Annotated in this window: 9 protein-coding genes; 5 read left to right on the top strand and 4 right to left on the bottom strand. The window is 44.1% G+C overall.

Annotation, left to right across the window (positions count from 1 at the left end):
- The first annotated feature begins 69 nt into the window (after positions 1-69).
- Genes DW121_RS06615 through DW121_RS06600 form a run of 4 tightly spaced genes read left to right on the top strand, consistent with a single transcriptional unit; the run spans position 70 to position 7,234 of the window.
- Positions 70-681, top strand: a complete 612-nt coding sequence (locus DW121_RS06615) for a DUF3575 domain-containing protein (RefSeq protein ID WP_118323345.1) — start codon at positions 70-72, stop codon at positions 679-681.
- Positions 678-1,739, top strand: coding sequence for a DUF6562 domain-containing protein (locus DW121_RS06610; protein WP_233555781.1), 1,062 nt, complete (start codon positions 678-680; stop codon positions 1,737-1,739). Before DW121_RS06615 ends, DW121_RS06610 begins: the two co-directional genes overlap by 4 nt.
- A gap of 47 nt (positions 1,740-1,786) precedes the next feature.
- Positions 1,787-4,720 (top strand): DUF6562 domain-containing protein, encoded by a 2,934-nt coding sequence (locus tag DW121_RS06605; RefSeq protein WP_118323418.1) that lies wholly within the window; start codon positions 1,787-1,789, stop codon positions 4,718-4,720.
- Positions 4,721-4,744: 24 nt separating this feature from the next.
- The gene (locus DW121_RS06600) at positions 4,745-7,234 is read left to right on the top strand and encodes a DUF6562 domain-containing protein (protein WP_147399664.1); all 2,490 of its coding nucleotides are present in this window, start codon (positions 4,745-4,747) and stop codon (positions 7,232-7,234) included.
- A 403-nt stretch (positions 7,235-7,637) separates the two neighbouring features.
- On the opposite strand, the gene DW121_RS06595 is transcribed toward DW121_RS06600, so the two are convergent.
- Positions 7,638-10,328: a 4-alpha-glucanotransferase gene (locus DW121_RS06595; protein WP_118323343.1), complete on the bottom strand. Its 2,691-nt coding sequence runs from the start codon at positions 10,326-10,328 to the stop codon at positions 7,638-7,640.
- A 129-nt stretch (positions 10,329-10,457) separates the two neighbouring features.
- The gene (locus tag DW121_RS06590; RefSeq protein WP_117710897.1) at positions 10,458-12,995 is read right to left on the bottom strand and encodes an adenosylcobalamin-dependent ribonucleoside-diphosphate reductase; all 2,538 of its coding nucleotides are present in this window, start codon (positions 12,993-12,995) and stop codon (positions 10,458-10,460) included.
- Positions 12,996-13,336: 341 nt separating this feature from the next.
- Here DW121_RS06590 and DW121_RS06585 point away from each other — a divergent pair, with 341 nt between their 5' ends.
- A complete protein-coding gene (locus tag DW121_RS06585; protein ID WP_117710896.1) occupies positions 13,337-14,071 on the top strand; it encodes an NADPH-dependent oxidoreductase in 735 nt (244 codons plus the stop codon).
- A gap of 222 nt (positions 14,072-14,293) precedes the next feature.
- Here the strand turns inward: DW121_RS06585 and dnaA are convergent, their stop codons facing one another.
- Both dnaA and DW121_RS06575 read right to left on the bottom strand, forming a co-directional pair.
- Positions 14,294-15,688 (bottom strand): chromosomal replication initiator protein DnaA, encoded by a 1,395-nt coding sequence (gene dnaA / locus DW121_RS06580; protein ID WP_117710895.1) that lies wholly within the window; start codon positions 15,686-15,688, stop codon positions 14,294-14,296.
- A 352-nt stretch (positions 15,689-16,040) separates the two neighbouring features.
- The gene (locus DW121_RS06575; RefSeq protein ID WP_118323342.1) at positions 16,041-16,934 is read right to left on the bottom strand and encodes an MlaD family protein; all 894 of its coding nucleotides are present in this window, start codon (positions 16,932-16,934) and stop codon (positions 16,041-16,043) included.

Here is a 16,934-nt window from a genome sequence, read left to right as displayed (position 1 = left end):
TTGCGGGAGCTTGGAAGGACGTATGCTAACCTTTCTGCCTATGCAGAGTAGGGAGCGTTATTACAAGCTATGCGACTAGGAATGCTCGTTTTCTTATTATCGGCTTTTCTTTCTGTCCCGGCATACGCCCAATGGGACAACGGAAAAGGTATCAATCGCAACAATCATTCATTGCTGGTGAAAACCAATGCTGTGGGGTGGGGCATGCTGGCCATGAATATGGCGGTAGAGTATGATGTCTCGCGTGCGGTTTCCGTGGTACTGCCGGTCTACTATTCTCCTTTCAATTATGGCAATCGCAAGTTGCGTACATTCTGTGTGCAGCCCGGGGTGCGTTACTGGTTTGAACGTGTGGACGGATTGTTTGCCGGTGCGCACGTGGGCGTAGCTACTTATAACTATGCCAAAAAAGGCGGCACTTACCGCTATCAGGACAGTGACGCGGATTCTCCCCTGTTCAATATCGGTGTAGACACAGGCTATCGATTGCCGCTTGACAAGCATCACCGCTGGTGCGTGGAGTTTTCTCTGGGCTTGGGTTATGCTTACTTGCACTACGACCGTTTTTTCAATATCCCCAACGGGGCATATGTGGATACTCGCACTAAGAACTTCTTCGGAATAGACCATGTAGGTGTTTCGTTTGGCTATCGTATAGATTGGAAAGGAGGCCGCAGATGAAACGTTTATTCTCCCTATATATAAATAAGGTGTATGCCCATAGCGTATTTAGCATTGTCTTATGCCTGCCGCTTTTCTTACTGACAGCCTGCGGTGTACACGAACTGCCCGAAGACGGTGGCGTCGACCCTACGGTTGTGCACACTACTATCGTGCTGTTGCCCGGTGCAGACATGACTCCTTTTGATATTCCCGAATTTTCCACGCGTGCAGCCGACGGACATACGTACGAAGTGCGCTATCAGGTGGAAGTTTATGCCGACGACAAGTACGACCAAAATTTGCAATTCCGCCGCACGCTCACCTATCCCGAGGGCTATACGGGGGAAGTCGCTTTGGAATGCGACCTCCATGCCCGCAACTATCGTGTGGTGGCATGGCGCGACTTTGTACCTGCAGGCACTTCCGATGATTGTTTTTATAGCACCGAAGACTTTTCGGCTATCAAGCTGAATGGCGATTACGTGGGCGGAACTGACTACAAGGATGTCTTTTCGGGACAGGTATCGCTCAACCTCACCTCCTATCATTGCGATTTGGAAACTGAGCACAGAGAGGAGATGCGGTTGGAACGCCCGTTGGCAAAGATTATGCTGGTGACGACGGATGTCATTAAATACTTTGATAATTTGAAACAGACGGAAAACAAAATTGCAGCCGATGATAGAACTACATCCCGTACGACCGATGTAGAGGATCTTACGTTGAAGGTGCTTTATTCCGGTTACTTCCCTACGGGCTTCGACCTCTCACTTAATCGCCCTAACAAAGTAGATACCGGTGTGAGCTTTTCCTCTGTACCTATATCCATTTCGGATACGGAAGCTTGTTTGGCTTTCGACTATGTATTGGTGAACGGTGCACAATCCGCCGTTACGGTAGATATGATTATCTATAATAAAGACGGGGTGGAAGTGAACAGCATAGGTGGTGTGGAGATACCCATTGAACGAAACAAGATAACGACTGTGAGAGACGCTTTTTTAACTCGTGATTTTGATCCGAGTATCGGTGTAGACCCAAGCTTTAATGGCGAAATAAATGTGGTAATACCTTGATTTTCGATATAAACAAAATAAATAATGTTTCACAAACAACAAGTAGTATGAAAAAGTATTTTTCACTTATGGCAGGGATTATCCTGCTCTTGTTCGCCGCTTGTCAGAATGATGAGTTGGTGAATGGAGATGGCAAAGAAGTGTCCGTTTCCTTTGACGTACAGATACCGGACGACGGTGCTGTTACACGGGCGGAGACAAAAACTAATGGTGACGGAACAACAGTAAACCGTTGCATTTTGGAAATCTATCAGGGAGACCAACTTTATGGCACACGCCATATAGCGGCTATGAGCGGCAAAACAGTTACATTCTCGGATATTCGTCTGGTGACATCACAGACTTATCAATTTGTATTTTGGGCAGACCATGTGGCTGATGCATCGTCTGCGATTACTTCCGATCTGCATTATACAACGACTAGTGCGGACGGATTGAAAAACATTACTTTCACATCGGGTTATACCGGTAATGATGAAACACGGGATGCTTTTTTCTGCACTATGGAGAAAACGGTGACAGCTGCTTTTACGGAAAACATTAAGTTAACTCGTCCGTTTGGCCAGTTAAATATCAAGACTACTGATTGGGCGGATATTCCTACCACCAAGTCGGAATTGAAACCGGCTAAGGCTTCGTTAACTTTCAAAACAGATTTGTATACAGCATTTAATGCTTTGAGTGGAGATGCATCAGGCGCTCAAAAACTTTCTTATCAAGCTCCTGTATCGGTGGTTAATGCTCAAGACGGTACATTGACTTTGGACTATATTCTTGCTCCAAGTACCGGGCAGTTGCCGTTGGATATAACGCTTACTACTTATAAAGAAGACGGGTCAACGAGTATTACATCAAAAGATTTGACGTCTATTCCTGTCCAGCGTAACTATAAAACCAATGTAAGCGGCAAGTTGCTGACAGTGTCCGGAGAGGTTAATGTGGAAGTGAAGCCTGCATTTAATAAAGATAATATTGAAATAAAGGTGAAGGAAGTGGCTACCGTATCGGAAGTTGCGGCAGCTTTAGCTGAGTGTGACAATGTAGTGGTGACGGAAGCTCCGACTACAGAAACTACTATTTCATTGCCGAAATCATCTGCTGCCGACAGAGAATTGTCTATCACCTTGCCGACAACAGATAAACAGATAACGATTCAGTATGATACAAATTCATCTTCAGGTAGCAATGTCCCTAAAGTATTGAACATTACTATACCCAATGCCAATGCAGCACTTGTGATTGAAGCAGCGGAAACCACTGTTTATTTGAATGGAACAAAATATGCGAGTGTTACAGCCGGTACTGCTCCCAATACTCTTGTCATCGGAGCGGGTGTTGAAGTAACGAGCTTGACGGTGAATGCCGGTAACGTTAAAGTAATTGGTAACGGTAAGATAGGTAGTATTTCTAAGGGAAGCAGCTATCAAGGTACAGCCTATATCATAGCCTCCGACCAAGCGACGCTTCCTACTGATTTAAGTGGTTTTACAGTGATTGCTTCGGAAGAAGCCATTGCCATAAAAGAAGCCCTTGCTAAGGGTGAGGCTTATACGTTGAAAGAAGATGCCGATATAACGAATGCAAGCGTCGTTGTTCCTGTCAATAAGGTTGCAACACTGGATTTGAACGGTTATACGATTACAGCTGCTAATAGTAGCCCCATTTCCGGTACTCCGGGAATAGGCAGCATTACCGTACAGGGTCAGTTGACACTGAAAGACAGCAAGGGTAATGGTAAAATTATAGGAAGCAAAGACTATAATAGTGCTACAGATGGCAACGGAGTAGTTGTTGTTGATGGTGAAAATGCTTTCTTGGAAATGCTGAGTGGAACTATTTATGCTGTCAGAAATAATGCGGCAGCTAATGGACAGTACGGTATAATCGTCTCCGATGGTGGTGACTTTACCATGAAAGGAGGTAGAATAGAAGTCGGTTGGTGTGCTGTTGGCGGTAATGGTATTGATAAGACAAAAAATAGTATAATCAAAATAGAAGGTGGTGAGCTGGTTTCTACGTCAGACTATGTGCTCTATTTGCCTCACGCTGGTGAAACAACGATTTCCGGTGGAACTATTGTCGGTGCGGCAGGTGGTGTATGTATCCAACGCGGTATATTGAATATTTCCGGAACTGCGGATATTTGTAGCTTGGGTACAGGTGATACAGGAGATTGGAGTGATGGTACAGGCGGTAAGGTTAATACCGCATTGATGGTTTCCGCTAAATATGGAGACTGTACAGTGAATATCAGCGGTGGAAAGTTGACAGCTGCAAAAGACCTTATATTCCTCAAAGAAAAGAGTAATTTCCAACAGAATGTAACCGTTACGGGCGGAACGTTCTCTGATGCCAGCTTACTTGGCTATCTTGGCGCTAATGCCAATGTTAAGGTGAAAATGACAGCTGACAAATCTTGCGGAGGTTTTGTAACCAATAACGGACAAGTAGTAGATATAGATTTGAATCAGCATACACTTACGTTAGCTAATCCTACTGTTGGTTCGGAAGGTACTAAAACCAATAGCTGCCAGTTGCTGAAGGGGTCTAAAGTTACTTTCAGAAATGGAAAATTGCAAAGTGATAATGAGCGTATAATGATTCAAAATTATAGCGAATTGCTTTTGGATAATGTTACAGTTGAAGCTCTTAAAGCGGATTATGTAGTATCCAACAATAATGAAAGCTGTACAATCAATAATAGTACGATAAATGCCGGTACTGGCAAGTTTGCTTTCGATGTATGTTCTTTTAGTTCGTATGCAGGTGTAGTTGTTACTGTAAATGGCGGTAGTATTATTAACGGAAAGGTTGAATTTAGTGGTAACAATGGTAAGAAGAACGGTAAACTTATTGTTAATAGCGGTACTTTCAATGGCAATTTAGATGTAACTCCGGCTTATTATGACAGTGTAAACAAAAATATCATCATCAATGGTGGTGAGTTCGGCAAGTATACCGGTTGGAGTGATTATAAGTAAAAACCAAATAGAATTATATCTTGTATGAAAAACTTATTGTTATTAGCGACAAGTATTATCTTGTTGGTTTTCACAGCCTGTCAAAATGATGAGCTGGTGAATGGGGGAGACGGTAGTGAAGTGCCGGTATCTTTCAGTGTACAAGTGTCCGGTGGTAATGAATCTGTCAATACGCGTGCAGGAGGGGAGCCGCAACCGGGAGACGGCTCAAAGGTAAATCGCTGTATCTTGGAGGTCTATTTGAATGATGTGCTTTATACACGCAGTATTGCCAAAGTAGTGGGTAAGGCAGCTACATTTGATATACGCTTGGTTACTTCACAAACCTATAACTTTGTGTTTTGGGCAGATAATGTGGTTGATAATTCTTCCGATGAGAACATCAAGTTGGATAATCACTACAATACTGCTAATGGTCTGAATAACATTACAATGACAGGCAATTACTATGGAAGTAGCAAGGACGACACGCGTGATGCTTTCTTTGTTAGTAAATCGATGGAGGTTAACAAGGCTTTCTCTCTGAATGTTTCGTTAACCCGTCCTTTCGGTCAATTGAATATCAAGACTACCGATATTAATGATATTAAGTCGGATGCGTTGAAGCCAAAAGGTGCGCAACTGGTATTTGCAAAAATATATAAAGGTTTCAATGCGGTTACGGGTGAGGTGCAAGGTGAACAGACTGAACAGGCTTATTATGCTACGGCTGATGTAGTAGATGCTGACGGTAATCTGACCCTTGATTATCTTTTCGCTCCCAAAGATAATAGCAAAGATTATCCGGTAAATATGACTTTGAGTGTGCATAAGGCTGATGGTTCTAAAATCACTGATAAATCATTGGTAAACATACCTATCAGACGTAACTATAAAACCAATGTTACCGGTAACTTGATGACGGTAGGTGGTAAGTTTACAGTGACGGTAGAACCTGTCTTTAGCACTCCCGACATCAGCCATGAGATTGCGGAAGCAAAAAGTGTGGCTGAAGTAACCAATCTTTTGAAAACGCATGCCAATGTGGTACTGACAGAAGAAGCGATAAATTCAGTAGGTTCGTCTGAACCTGTAAAAGTAGAGATGCCGGTATTGGCTGCCAGTGAAGACGCTACTACACCACGGTCGGTAACAATTCCTGCAACTACGAAGAAGGTTGTAATAGCGAATGCAACAACGACAGAAAGTAATACGGCAGTTTTAAAAGAAGTGACTGTAAACGTATCTACAGCGAGTGAAGTTGAAATTAATTCAGAAAAAACAACTTTCACCGCTACCGGAACAAGTATAGCACAGCTTACCGCTACTACTGCAGAGAATACATTGATTGTTAGTAGTGAATTAACTATTACTAAACTGATTTTGAAGAAGGGTGGGGTAAGATTGTATGGTAAAGTTTCCGAAATACAAAAGGAATCTGGTTGGAATAGCCATATCTATCGTTGTGTATCTTCTCAACAAGATGTAGACAATCTGTTGGCGGACAACGTTACCGGTTATGAGCAAATCTTGATTGACCAGCCTGTTAGCGGAACGCTTGACTTTAAAGGGACGTCCGAACTTATTAAACCAATGTTTGTTTCACAAAATGTGGAGATTAATAATTTGAAGCTGACATCAGGTGGAGAAGGTACATTTAATGTGATGGGTGATGATTTACGGGTGAAATTGAGTAATTCTACTATTACAAATACCGAACAAAAAATAGATCCTTCTTGTGGAATACAATGTATTGGTCTTAATCCTCATCTTGAACTGTATGGCTCTAATGTTGTGACTACCGGCAAGTCAATTCGTGGAATAACTATCGGAGGTAATGCAAACTCTGAGGTGGCTTCTTCTCCTTATATTTTATTGGATGCAACGAGTATTCGTGCTAATGCAACAGCTATTGGAAATGCGGCATATGATGCCGGACAAGTAAATGCGTTTATGGGGCGTTCTTACTCTCGTGGTATTAATTATTATAATATGACTGGTAAGCACGACTTGATTATTAGAAATAAGTCATCAATAGAAGGTTATTATTATGCCGTAAACCAGACATTCTTTGGTGGTCAGCTTATAGCAAACGTAACTGATTCCTATATGGATGGTCGTTGTGCTTTCAATGTCCGTAATTCTTATAATGAAATTACGGTGTCAAAATCTGTTTTGGTAGGGCGCAATTATTTTCAAGGACCAACTGAAGAATTTGGAGCGATAGTATTGAATCGTGATGATGATGTGCATATGGCAGACTATACAACAGTGAACATTATCGATACGGATATTTATTCCCGTACCAATCCGAATACGGACTATAATCGTCAGTTTAGTGTTGATGCTCGTTCCGATTATAATATGATAAACCTGAAAGGAACTACCAAGTTGTATGAACTTGTAGGAGAGTCCGATACTCCTCGTTTGCCGTATTTCGTGATAGACAGACGTGGCACGAATAAGTGTAATGTTGATTCCGGTGTTACTATTGCAAACGGTATGGAAGGCGCTGTTGTTTTTGGATTAGAGTAAGAATAATATTTTAGAAAAAAGAGTGTGTTTATACACACTCTTTTATATAGAACTATACTTTTTGAGTCAATAAGGAAAGTGTTCTGATTTAATTCGGAAGTATAGTGATTTGTTTGTTTGCTTTCCCTGCGTTGTGAAACGCGGGGAATTTTTGTTTATAGGGTATGCTCACTCTAAAATACAAAAATAGAGTGATGATATGTCAAAATAGACTGAATGTATCAAAATGTAAAAGCCCTATCATTCTGTCATTCAGAGAATCTTGCGATGAAGAATCTCCTCTCTTATGTATGCAGAGAAGAGATTCTTCACTTTGTTCAGAATGACAGAATGATAGGGCTTTTACATTTTGACACACCCCCTCTGTTTTGATACGTCACTTTATTATTAGAGAAAATTCCGTTTACCGTCCGGTTTGTACAACCAGCTCTTTTATTTTCTCATTCAAGCTTTCGGCTTTCATCAGTTGTTCCAGTGTCAGGTGCATACGCCAACGCCAGTAGTGGCGCGGATTGGCAGGTACGTTGATACGCTCTTCCTGTGCATTCGGGTTACGCCATTTTCCGTCCATCGACAACCAGTCTTGCAAGGAAAGAATGCAAAGGATGGAATTGCTGTACAGATGCTTGCGCACTACCTCCTCGCAAAGTTCGGGAGTGGCAACCGCAGGTGCGGCACCGTAATGTCCGAGCATAGTGTTGTAGTAGCGTTGTGTTTGCAGGAAGTCTTCTTCCCACCAGCCGCGTAGCGTGGACATATCGTGTGTGGATATGGTACAGACGGAGCGATACGGATACCAGTCCGGATGCCCGAACTCTTGTGCCGGGTCTTTGGGCATACGCTGTATTTCCAAAGAGAGGATGCGCAAGTCATTCATCACCCATGCCACGCAATCGGGAATCATACCCAAATCCTCACCGCATACCAGCATCCGGGTAGATTGCGTCAGCTGCGGCAGTTTATTCATGGCTTGCTCACGCCAGAATTCGTTGTGGCGGTGATAGTAGTATTGATCGTACAGGCGGTTGAAAGCTGCCTTTTCCCAATCGTTCAGCGAACGGTAGATGTAGTCGTGCTGCACACCGATGCGCGGGTGATACTTGTGCGGGTCGTGGCGGTCGGGCACAAACAGTACGTCACTGATAAGCGCATACAGACCGTCGCGTACCCAAATGCTGTCTTCATCCGTCTTGCCTGCAAAGTAGGCTTCCACCTTACGTTGGGTGTCGAATTCGGAACGCATCCGGTAGATTTCCCAAGTGTCCGTCGGTTCGATGAAGGTCTGCTTTACGTAATCGGTATGTGGGCCGAACATCTGTCCGAGGAAGTACTCGTGTATGTACGGTTTCAGGAATTCATCGCGGAAGGGTAGTCCATAGCTCTCTATCTCCTCGCGCGTCATAGGCAGGGCGGGTACAAATTGCCCCAACAAGCCGTGTACGGCATTCATGGGAATTTCCCAAATTCGGAAGAAACCGAGAATATGATCGATGCGATAGGCGTCGAAGTATTCCGCCATTTTGCGGAAACGTTTCATCCACCAGGCATAACCGTCTTTCTCCATGACATCCCAGTTGTAAGTGGGGAATCCCCAGTTCTGTCCGTTTACGGAGAAGTCATCGGGCGGAGCGCCGGCTTGTCCGTTCAGGTTGAAATAGTGGGGTTCTGTCCATGCCTCTACGCTGTTGCGGCTGATGCCGATGGGGATGTCGCCTTTCAATACCACACCGTTGGCGCGTGCGTGTTCGGTGGCGGCAAGCAGTTGCAGGTGCAGGTTGAACTGGATGTAATAGTAGATGGCGATATGCGGATAATCGGCAGACTCCGGTTGGCATAGCTTTTCAATCTCTTTGACATCGTAGCTGTTGTATTTGGGCCACTCACGGAAGTTGGGGGTTTTGTAAGCATCGCGCAGGTAGCTGAATACGGCATATGGCTGCAACCATTCCTTGTTGGACTCGAAGAATTCACGGAAAGCTACCGAAGCCAGCACTTTTTCTCCTTCTTGCTTGAAGATGAGATGGAAATACTCCCATTTGGTTTTGTTGACCGCTTCGTAATCGACCGTGGGCAGGGCATTCAGTTCTTTCTGACGTTTGTTGAATTCTGCCATAACCTTTTTATCTTTCAATGTACCCAGCTGTTTCAGGTCGGTATACATCGGGTGGAAGGCATAAATGGAGATACTGTTGTAAGGATAAGAGTCCGTCCACGTATGCGTCATGGTGGTGTCGTTGATGGGCAGAATCTGTACAGCCTTCTGCCGGGTGCTTACCGCCCAGTCTATCATACGTTTGAGGTCGCCGAAATCGCCTACGCCGAAACTCTTCTCGGAGCGGAGTGAGAATACGGGTACGGCAACGCCTGCACCTTTCCAAGCGGGAAGGCTGAAGTAGACATAGCGGTCGCCGATAACCAGTGTTTCGTTGGCGCCTGTTTGCGGGTCTGCCATATATCGGTTCGGGTTGTTTTCCCAGCAAACGGCACGGCGTTCTTTCTTATTGTACAAGATGAATTTGTATTCCAACGGGAATTTGATTTTGGAGGAATCCACTTCTATCTGCCATTCCGGAAAGTTGGCATCGCTCATAAGGATGGCTTTGTCGGGATTCCAGTCTCCGAATGTCGGTTGGTTTCCACAGATACCCAAACAGTGGTCGCTGTCGATACAGGGAGCATATGCCTTTATCAGCAATCCTTTCTTATGCCCTTTGGGGGCGGCGCTGCGTTCGCGGTGTGCCAAGAGTGATTCCGTAAAGGCGGAGGTGTAAAAGTATTGTTGCTCCGGCAGGTTTTTCCAGCAATCCTGTATCCGGTAAATCTTCTTGGAGGTCCCGGAGAGATAAAGCGTACGGGGCAGGTTTTTCCACTCTGCACGTATGGGGCTACCATCGCGGAAAATATAATAGCTGTATTGGACAAGCCCGTTTTCCGGCACTGCAATGTTTGCTTCTGCGGTCCAGTGAATACCGTCTACGGTTTGTAGCGGAAGTGCTTTGTCGGGATGTTCGTTTCCGAGTTCAGGAATGGAGCCTAAAACTCTGACTTCTTCACCCCAATTGGTTCTGTACTCGATATTAAATGATAAAGTCATATATATTAGATTTAGAAATAACAATAGCTGCAATGATTATGCAAGTATAAAAAATATTCCTCATAATCATGCAGCTATTGTCAGCTATCTCGTTTAAATTCCTATGCAAACGTTTGTGCTTGCCGGGGCTTATCCGCAACGGGATGCACCGCAAGTGGTACAGATGAGGCAGCCTTCCTGATAAACCAGCGTTTCATTGCCGCAGTTCGGGCATTTCTTGCCTTTGGCTTCCGTTCCGTCCATTACGTATTTCTTCAATGCGCGTTCCACGCCGTTCTTCCATGTATTGATATTTTCGCTGTCCAGCTGCAGTGAACTTACCAACTTCATAACCTGCTCGATAGGCATACGGTAGCGCAATACGCCGGAGATGAGTTTGGCATAGTTCCAGTATTCTTTGTTGAACTTCTCGGACAGTCCCTCGATGGTGACTTTGTAACCGCGTTTGTTCTCAAACTGGAAGTCGTAGCGCTTGTTGCCGCTTTCGTCGACGTTCTTGATGATGTGCCCTGTCGACACGTTCTTTGGAAGGATGATACCTTCGTCGTCATCTTGAAGACCGGTGAATATTTCGTAAGGATGTCCGTCCAGCAGACCGACGAATGCCACCCATTTTTCCTTATTGTTCTGGAAGCGTACAACGTCGGCTTCAAGTACTTTCGGGCGGGTTTCTACAACCGTAGGCGGTTTGCACGGCGGAAGTTCCTCCTTCTTTTCGCTCTTGGCGGAAATCAGTACGCCCGAGCGCGAACCGTCGCGATAGACCGTACAACCTTTGCAGCCGGATTTCCATGCTTCGACGTACAGGCGGTTTACCAGTTCTTCGTCCACATCGTTCGGCAGATTAATGGTGACGCTGATGGAATGGTCTACCCACTTCTGGATGCGTCCCTGCATCTTGACTTTCATCAGCCAGTCCACGTCGTTGGAAGTCGCTTTGTAATAAGGTGACTTTTCAACCAGTGCGTCTATTTCTTCCTGTGTATAGCGCTTGGCGGGGTCGTATCCTTGTGCTTCCATCCAAGTCACGAACTTGGGGTGGAATACAATGTATTCTTCAAAAGCGTCTCCGGTTTCGTCAACGAAATCGATGTGTACGTTGGAGTCGTTCGGATTGACTTTGCGGCGGCGTTTGTAGACGGGCAGGAATACGGGTTCGATGCCGGAAGTAGTCTGCGTCATCAGACTTGTTGTACCTGTCGGTGCAATGGTGAGACAGGCAATGTTGCGACGTCCGTATTTCTTCATTTCCTCATACAGTTCGGGGTCAGCCTCGCGCAAGCGGTTGATGAACGGATTGTTCTTTTCGCGCTCACTGTCGTACACCTCGAAAGCACCGCGTTCTTTTGCCATCTCTACGGAAGAACGGTATGCGCTCAGCGCTACTGTCTTGTGTACTTTTTCTGCAAATTCAGTTGCTTCTTCCGTTCCGTAACGCAATCCTAATGCTGCAAGCATATCACCTTCGGCGGTGATGCCTACACCGGTACGACGCCCCTGGCCGCTCTTCTTGTATATCTTCTGCCACAAAACGCTTTCAGTATGTTTCACATCTTCGTTTTCGGGGTCGGCATCAATTTTTGCCATGATACGTTCAATCTTCTCCAACTCGAGGTCGATGATGTCGTCCATGATGCGTTGCGCCAGCGCTACGTGTTTCTTAAACAGGTCGAAATCGAAGTAAGCATCCGGCTTAAACGGATTGACTACGTATGAATATAAGTTGATGGCCAGCAAACGGCAGGAATCGTAAGGGCACAAAGGAATTTCACCGCAAGGATTGGTGGATACGGTGCGGTAGCCCAAGTCTGCATAGCAATCGGGTACGGATTCCTTTAGGATTGTGTCCCAAAAGAGTACACCGGGTTCGGCGGACTTCCATGCGTTGTGCACGATTTTCTTCCACAAATCTGTTGCGCTGATTTCTTTCTGGAATACAGGTTCCGTTGCATCAATGGGGTACTGTTGTACAAATGGTTTGCCGTCAATGGCGGCTTGCATGAAGGCATCGGTCAGCTTTACGGAAACATTGGCACCCGTAACCTTGCCTTCTGTCATCTTCGCATCTATAAATGCTTCCGAGTCAGGATGTTTGATGGATACGCTCAACATCAACGCTCCACGACGGCCGTCTTGGGCAACTTCGCGGGTGGAGTTGGAATAGCGCTCCATGAAAGGAACCAATCCGGTTGAAGTTAAAGCGGAGTTTTTTACAGGAGAGCCTTTGGGACGGATGTGTGACAGGTCGTGTCCTACCCCGCCGCGGCGTTTCATCAGCTGTACTTGTTCTTCGTCTACTTTAAAGATTGCACCGTAAGAATCGGCTTCACCGTCTACGCCTATCACAAAACAGTTGGAAAGGGAAGCTACCTGATAGTTGTTGCCGATACCGGTCATCGGACTTCCTTGCGGAACGATGTATCTGAAGTGGTTCAACAAGCCGAAGAGCTCTTCGGAACTTAGTGCGTTAGGGTACTTAGCCTCAATGCGGGCTACCTCATTGGCTATTCTCCAATGCATGTCTTCCGGAGACTTCTCGTAAATATTTCCGAAAGAGTCTTTGACTGCGTATTTGTTCACCCAAACCCTTGCAGCCAGTTCGTCACCTTGAAAGTATCGTAAAGATTCTTCGTAGGCTTCGTCATAAGAATAAATTTTCTTTTCCACGATGCAATATCTCTTAGATTTAATTGTAAATAAGTAAAAGTGTAGAAGTTGTACTTATCGCTAACAAATGTGTTTGCAAATCTATGAATGTTTTTTGTTATAGCAAAATAAAAAGAGATGTTTTTATTAACCGAATGCAAGTTTACCGATTTGAAAAGTTAATAGTTTGATTTTCATAAAAATAACTTTTTTGAATGGATAAAAAGTTTTCCAAAAAGAAAATCGGGTGTAGACTTATTGTGCAATAGGTTTATTCTTTTTAGCAAACATGACAGAATATATTTGGAGCTGTTAAATGATATTCTGTGTTTCTTTTTATATATTTGCAAAAAAAAGAAAGAATGGAAAGCTTAAAACAAAGGAGAACTATTCGTAAATATCAGCAGAAAGATATTTCTTCTGATTTGTTAAATGATTTGCTTGAAACCTCTTTTCGTGCTTCTACGGTTGGGAATATGCAGGTTTATAGTGTGATTGTAACCCGTGATGCCGAACGTAAAGCCAAGTTGGCGCCGGCACATTTCAATCAGCCTATGGTGCAGACGGCACCGGTAGTTCTTACGTTTTGTATAGACTTACGCCGTTTTAGTAAATGGTGTGAACTGCGCAAGGCGGAGCCGGGATATGACAACTTTGAATGGTTTGTCACCGGAGCCGTAGATACTTTATTAGCGGCGCAAACCTTCTGTGTTGCAGCCGAGGAAAAAGGATTGGGTATCTGTTATTTGGGTACTACTACCTATAATCCCCAAATGATTATCGAAGCGTTGGAATTGCCGGAACTGGTTTTTCCTATTACCACTGTTACGGTGGGTTGGCCTGCGGAAACTCCCGCACAAGTAGACCGCCTGCCTTTGGAAGCTATTGTCCACGAGGAAACTTATCACGACTACACCCCGGAAGCTATTGACCGCCTGTATGCTTATAAGGAGTCTTTGCCTGAAAACAAACAGTTTGTAATTGAAAATAACAAAGAAACACTGGCCCAAGTCTTTACGGACGTACGTTATACAAAGAAAGATAGCGAAGCGATGTCCGAAAATCTTTGGAAAGTAATGAAGGAACAAGGATTTTAGATGAAGTATAATTGTTATGCTACGTTTTTCATAAGTAAATTCATGGGTAAATTTATGGATAAATTCATAAGTAAACGCACATAATTGACTTATAGTATCTGTCATTCAGAGCGAAGCGAAGAATCTACTCCCTTTTTGCATACATAAAGAGAAGAGATTCTTCGCTTCGCTCTGAATGACAGATACTATTTTTTTATGTTTACTTATGCCTTATGCTTAAATTCAGTTTCCTTTTTTCAATTCCGCCTGAATCTCATCAATTTCAGCGCGGAATGATTTATCCACTTCTTTTAGCTGTTTAATGGTTTTGCAGGCGTGTAACACGGTAGCATGGTCTTTGTTACCGATTAATGTACCTATTTTGGCTGTGGAGAAGTCTGTATGGTTCTTTGCCAAGTACATAGCTATCTGACGTGCTTGCACCACTTCGCGCTTACGCGATTTGGTATGTATGGCGGCATTTTCCAAGCCAAAGTGCTTACATACGGTAGTGATAATGTCGTCGATGGTTATGGCTTTGCTTTCGCTGTTCACAACCTTGCGTACGATGCGTTGCGCCAAATCCAAGTCAATCTCCTTATTGTATATGGTGGAGTGAGCCATGATGGAAATGACGATACCCTCCAAGTCACGGACGCTGTTGCCTACATTTTCGGCTATATAGTCGATAACTTCCGGCGGGAATTGCAAACCGTCGCGATGTATCTTGTTGCGCAGAATGTTCTTGCGTAATTCTACTGTCGGCTTTTCCAGTTCCGCCACCATTCCCCATTTGAAACGCGTAATCAAGCGTTCTTCCATGCCTTGAAGCAACACGGGAGCGCGGTCTGATGTCAGGATAAGCTGTTTTCCGTTCTGATGCAGATGATTGAAAATGTGGAAGAACGTATTTTGCGTTTTGGTAACGCCTGCGAACTCCTGAATATCATCAATAATCAATATATCAATTGTTTGGTAGAAGTTGATGAAGTCGTTGGTCGTGTTGTTGCGCACGGAATCGGTGTATTGTACCTGAAACAAATGTGCAGATACGTATAATACCCGTTTCTCCGGATACAGTTCCTTGATTTTTGTACCGATGGCATTGGCAAGGTGAGTTTTTCCCACGCCTGATGCCCCGTATAAAAACAACGGATTGAATATCGTTTTGGCAGGGTTCAGCGCTACTGCTTCTGCAACGCTGCGAGAAAGTTTGTTGCTATATCCTTCAATAAATGTGTCGAAGTTGTATTCCGGATTCAGATGCGGGTCTAAATCGGGAACAGGCATTTGTGGAATAGCCTTGTCTATCGTTTGTTTTTGTGGTATAATAGTGCGATGGGTAGATTCATAGTTTACGGTCTTCTCCGGCCGTGAACTCTTATCCACCATAACATTATACATCAACTTTGTTCCCTCACCGATTACCTTATAAAGGGTCTTACGCAACAAGTCTACAAATTTATCCTCCAGAAACTCATAAAAGAACTGGCTGGGAACTTGTACAACGAGCGTTTTGTCCTCATATTTTAAGGGAATAATGGGGAGAAACCAAGTTTTATATGTCTGTTCCGGAACATTGTCTCTAATGATTTCAAGACAGCGGTTCCACAATCCGACATGATCCTGTTCACTCATAACGGCTACTGATACATTTATTAATTAAGCAAAACTTCTACGTTTGCAAAATTGGCAATCTTATTTGAGAAAAACAAATCTCTTTTTTCTTGTGTTTTTCAAGAAAATAATAATCTCTTTACTTTCAGCTACTTATCGAAATATATGAAAACTATGCCTTTGAAGAAGCTCTTGCTTTTATATAATAGCTTGTAATATAGTGTGTTATCTTCTATTTGCGGGGCTGCGTACTCTTTGAGCACGGAGTATATATAAACCTCTTTTTTACTCTATACACAGACCTATCAAGGACTTTCTCTTCCATGACAGATTGTCCTTGCTATTTAGACAAAATCTATATAAACAGATTTTTCTACTTATCTTTCTTGCCGAATAAAGAGAAGTGGACGTAGCGTTTGGGGTGGGATTTCAGGTCCTCCAACAAGCTCGCCGCATTTGCTGTTGTGGCATTCAGATTATTGTAAAGTGAAGGGTCGTTCAGTAATAATCCTACTGTATTGTCTTTACGGTTTAATTTGTCTGTAATCATTTTTACGTTAGCCAACGTCGAGTCTATGCTTTGCATGGCCGTTGCGTAGTCTATCTCTTTTAAATTGTTGGAAATGAGTACAAAGTTATCCCCAATGGTATTCAGCTTTCCTGTGAGCTGTGGAATATCCTTGTTCATCAGTGTTTGCAGCTGTCCGCTGGTTACGGCCAAGTTGGCTGTGAGGTTCTGCACGTTGTGCAGAGTGGCAGGGATGGCGGGGTCTGCCAACACCATATTCAAAGAACCGAGGATAGAGTCCAGCTTGGGCAACATCTTTTCCAATTGCGGCATCATGGTGGCTACTTTTTCCATCATCCCGTTGTTGAGAGTACCGGGAATCGTGTCGCCTATCTGATATTTCTCACGCGGATTGTTGGCAAGGAGAAGATTCATCTTGACGCCGCCTAACATTTCCGCCGTCAATTCGGCAGTGCTTCCTTTGGGGATGCGCAGGTCAGTATTGACGTCTATCTCCGCAACCACCTTTCCGGGTTGGGTATAATCATAATACAAATCGCGCACGATACCTACGCGGAAACCGTCGGCAAAGACGGGGCTTGATTTGGTGAGCCCGTTGACATTATGAAACTTAACGTAGAAATAGCTGGAAGGCTTGAACATATTAATGCCTTTCAGGTAATTGATGCCATATACTAATATGCAGAGCGCAGCTATTCCTGCAATTCCTATTCTGACTTCTTTGGTAATATACTTCAT

The sequence above is a fragment of the Bacteroides sp. AM10-21B genome (assembly GCF_003472565.1).
Lineage (GTDB): Bacteria > Bacteroidota > Bacteroidia > Bacteroidales > Bacteroidaceae > Bacteroides > Bacteroides propionicigenes.
The sequence above is the reverse complement of the archived record's forward strand: the minus strand, read 5'-3'. Positions and strand labels throughout refer to the sequence as shown.

Excerpts from the sequence above, each read along its gene's own strand:
- DW121_RS06615 (WP_118323345.1), top strand. The coding sequence starts at position 70 with ATGCGACTAGGAATGCTCGTTTTCTTATTATCGGCTTTTCTTTCTGTC.
- DW121_RS06610 (WP_233555781.1), top strand. The coding sequence starts at position 678 with ATGAAACGTTTATTCTCCCTATATATAAATAAGGTGTATGCCCATAGC.
- DW121_RS06605 (WP_118323418.1), top strand. The coding sequence starts at position 1,787 with ATGAAAAAGTATTTTTCACTTATGGCAGGGATTATCCTGCTCTTGTTC.
- DW121_RS06600 (WP_147399664.1), top strand. The coding sequence starts at position 4,745 with ATGAAAAACTTATTGTTATTAGCGACAAGTATTATCTTGTTGGTTTTC.
- DW121_RS06595 (WP_118323343.1), bottom strand. The coding sequence starts at position 10,328 with ATGACTTTATCATTTAATATCGAGTACAGAACCAATTGGGGTGAAGAA.
- DW121_RS06585 (WP_117710896.1), top strand. The coding sequence starts at position 13,337 with ATGGAAAGCTTAAAACAAAGGAGAACTATTCGTAAATATCAGCAGAAA.
- dnaA (WP_117710895.1), bottom strand. The coding sequence starts at position 15,688 with ATGAGTGAACAGGATCATGTCGGATTGTGGAACCGCTGTCTTGAAATC.
- DW121_RS06575 (WP_118323342.1), bottom strand. The coding sequence starts at position 16,934 with ATGAAGTATATTACCAAAGAAGTCAGAATAGGAATTGCAGGAATAGCT.